The following is a 3,186-nucleotide window of genomic DNA, read 5'->3' as shown; positions in this document are numbered from 1 at the left end:
AGCTCCTTTGGGCGCGGCGGGTCCGACAGGGCGAGGGTGAGCCCGCCGCGCCACAAGGAGCTGCGCTCCCTCATGGCGGACTGGTTCAGCACCCGGGCGGTGCGCGGCCTGGAGGAGACCGTCCGTGCCACCGCGCGCAGGGTCGTCGCCCAGGGACTCGAACAGGGCACCGTCGACTTCGTCGATCTCGCCGGGCGGCTGTCCCTCTCCGTCATCTCCGGCGTCATCGGCATCCCCGAGGAGGACCACGCCGACATCCACCGCTGGACAGACGAGGCCTTCGCGGCCCACACCTCACTCGCGGCGCACCCCCGACTCATGGAGTACTTCATGGAGTTGGTGTACGCGAGGATGGCCGAGCCGACCGACGACCTGGTGAGTTCCCTGGTCAACGGAACCGTGCACGGCGAGCTGCTGTCCGAGCACGAGATCCTCCTGAACTGCGAGAACCTCATCGGAGCCACGGAGAACGGGCGGCTCGCCCTCATCGGCGGCATGCTCGCCTTCCTCCAGCACCCCGACCAGTGGCAGCGGCTGCGTCAGGACCGCGCACTGCTGCCGGGCGCCGTGGAGGAGATCGTGCGCTGGACCTCCAGCGCCACGCACAGCATGCGCACCGCCACCCGCCCGGTCACCGTGGGCGGGCAGCGCGTCGACGCGGGCGACCGGGTCGTGCTGTGGCTGCCCTCCGCCAACCGCGACGAGGACGTCTTCGACGACCCGTACCGCTTCGACATCGCCCGCCGCCCCAACCGGCACATCGCGCTGGCCTCCGGCGAGCACTTCTGCATCGGCAGCACCCTCGCCCGAGCCGAGATGCGGGCCCTGTTCACCGAACTGCTCGACTCCACCGACGCGATCGAGCAGGCCGGCCCCGTGACCCGCGTGCGGTCGAACGCCGTCAACGGCCCGGCCACCCTGCCCGTACACCTCACCCCCACGAGCCGCACCACCGCCGGCCCCGGCCCGCGATGAGCGCGCGGCGCAACGAACTCCGGGAACCACCGGGACACACCGCGAAACACCAGGAGACACATGCGACACGGTGACATGGAAACCGGTCCCACGACACGGGGGCGCCGGACCCTGCTGATCGGCTGGCGGCCCGACGCCATCAAGGCCCTGCGACGCCTCGGCGCCGAGGTGACCTGTGTCCTCGCCACGAGCGACGACACCGACGCACGGACCCTGCTGCTCGACGACGCGCACACGGTGCCCGTACGGGACCCGTCGAGCACCGAGGAGACCCTGGCCGCCCTCGAACGCTTCGACCTGTCCGTCCATGACTTCGACGTCGTGTGCAGCCAGTTCGAGTTCACGCTGGTCAACGCCGCCGTCGTGGGCGGCCGTCGCAGCGGGACCACACCGCAGGACGCCCTGGCGCTGCGCGACAAGGACCTGCAGAAACGCCGGATCCGCGCGGCGGGCATCCCCGTCGCGGACTCCCGCCCCGTCGTCCACGCCCGCCAACTGGCCGACTTCCCCCACCCGCGCGGTGTGCTCAAGCCCCTCGCGAACTCCGCCACCCGCGGTGTCCACGCCTGGCACGACGCCGACGAACGCCGCGCTCTCGCGGAGCGGTTGGGGGAGTCGGGCGCTCTCGGGCCATGGCTCGCCGAGGAGTGGGTCGACGGCGCGGAACTGCACGTCGACGGAGTGGTCCGCGGCGGCCAGGTGGTGTTCACCTCGGTCGGCCGGTACGCGCAGAACGTGCTCGCCATCAGGGACGGCGGCATCGTGGCCTCCGTCATGGAGCACCCCGCGCAGCGGGCCGACCTCTACGAGCGGGCGCACGCCGTGGCCGAGCAGGCCATGAAGGCGCTCGGGCACCACGACGGCGTGTTCCACATGGAGGTCTTCGAACAGGGCGACCGCCTCGTCTTCGGCGAGTGCGGGGGCCGTGTCCCCGGCGGCACGTTCGACGAGATGATCCGCCTCCAGCACGGCGTGGACCTCCACGAGGAGTGGGCGAGGGCCGTCCTCGGCCTGGCGCCGTCGGTGACCCCGGAACCGGCCGACCAGTGGTACGGCGACGTCTTCCTGGCCGCCGACGCGGGCACCCTGCGGTCCTTCCCCGGCGCGGCGGAGGTGGCCGCACGCGAGGGCGTCCACCATGTCGCGCTCACCGCCCGGCCCGGCGACACGCTGATCAGCGGCAGGGAGGCGTCCTGCGCGTTCGTCGGCACCGCCGTCGTCGCCGGCCGGGACCCGGAGGAGACGGGGCGGCGACTGCGGGACCTCGCGCACTGGTTCGCGGCCCGCACCGAGGTGACACCCGGGCAGGGAGAACCGCCCACGACACAGGGAGCCTTCTGATGACGACCCGCACACTCACCCACATCTCCGCCCCGGCGGGCGTCGCCCCCAGCGACGGCTACACCCATGTGGTGACCGGGCCGGGCCGGCTCGCCGCCGTCGCCGGCCAGATGCCGTTCGACGAGAAGGGGGAGTTCGTCGGCACGGGCGACCCGGCCGCGCAGACCCGGCAGATCTTCCGCAACATGCGCGGCTGCCTGGCCGCGGCCGGCCTCACCTTCGACGACGTCATCAAACTCACCTACTACGTCACGGACATCGCCCATGTGCCGGCCGTCCTGGCGGTGCGCGACGAGTTCATCGACACGGAACGGCCTCCGGCGAGCACGGTGGTCCAGGTCGTGGCCCTCTACCGCCCCGACCTGCTCCTCGAGGTCGACGCGTTGGCCTTGGTCCCCGAGGACTCCGCCACCTGACCGATCAGCCCCACTCGCCCAACCCACTCGGGCGCCGCACTCGTCCTCCGGTTCCCCGCGTACTCCTGGGAGCACCATGACCACCACCTCGCCACAGCCCCCCGGCCCTCTCGCCGGGCACTCGGAACCACCGCCCTTCGACCGGGAGTTGGCGGCTCCGCTCGCCACGATCCTCGACGCCCTGCCGATGCCCCTGACGGCCGACCTCGTCGCGGACCGGCGCCGAAGGTCGGCCACGGGCCGACTCACCGACGAGGAGATCCGCCGCGACGGACGGTTCACCATCGAGGAGCGCACCGTCCCCGGACCGCCCGGCGCCCCGGACGTGCCCCTGCTGATCTGCCGCCCCACGGCCACGACCGGCCCGTGCCCGGCGGTCTACCACACCCACGGCGGCGGCATGGTCGCCGGCAGCCACCGCAGCACGGAGCTGGCCGGCGACCATGCCGCCGCC

General features: G+C 72.7%; 3 protein-coding genes and 1 pseudogene. All 4 read left to right on the top strand.

Annotated features, from left to right (window positions below):
- Positions 1–975: cytochrome P450 (locus AOK23_RS37760; protein ID WP_107102968.1), on the top strand; the 975-nt coding region annotated here is incomplete at its 5' end.
- Between the two features lie 75 nt (positions 976–1,050).
- Entirely contained in the window at positions 1,051–2,316 is a 1,266-nt protein-coding gene (locus tag AOK23_RS37755; RefSeq protein WP_055716989.1) for an ATP-grasp domain-containing protein, read from the top strand.
- Positions 2,316–2,732 carry a RidA family protein gene (locus AOK23_RS37750; protein WP_055716988.1) on the top strand — a complete coding sequence of 139 codons (417 nt, stop codon included), beginning with the start codon at positions 2,316–2,318 and terminating at the stop codon, positions 2,730–2,732. Before AOK23_RS37755 ends, AOK23_RS37750 begins: the two co-directional genes overlap by 1 nt.
- Before the next feature lie 76 nt (positions 2,733–2,808).
- A pseudogene (locus tag AOK23_RS37745) lies at positions 2,809–3,186 on the top strand (alpha/beta hydrolase); the annotation flags it as partial.

It is taken from the genome of Streptomyces torulosus (genome assembly GCF_001419765.1).
GTDB lineage: Bacteria > Actinomycetota > Actinomycetes > Streptomycetales > Streptomycetaceae > Streptomyces > Streptomyces torulosus.
The sequence above is the reverse complement of the archived record's forward strand: the minus strand, read 5'-3'. Positions and strand labels throughout refer to the sequence as shown.

Bases quoted from the DNA above. Each gene is read 5' to 3' on its own strand.
- AOK23_RS37755 (WP_055716989.1), top strand. From the start codon at position 1,051: ATGGAAACCGGTCCCACGACACGGGGGCGCCGGACCCTGCTGATCGGC.
- AOK23_RS37750 (WP_055716988.1), top strand. From the start codon at position 2,316: ATGACGACCCGCACACTCACCCACATCTCCGCCCCGGCGGGCGTCGCC.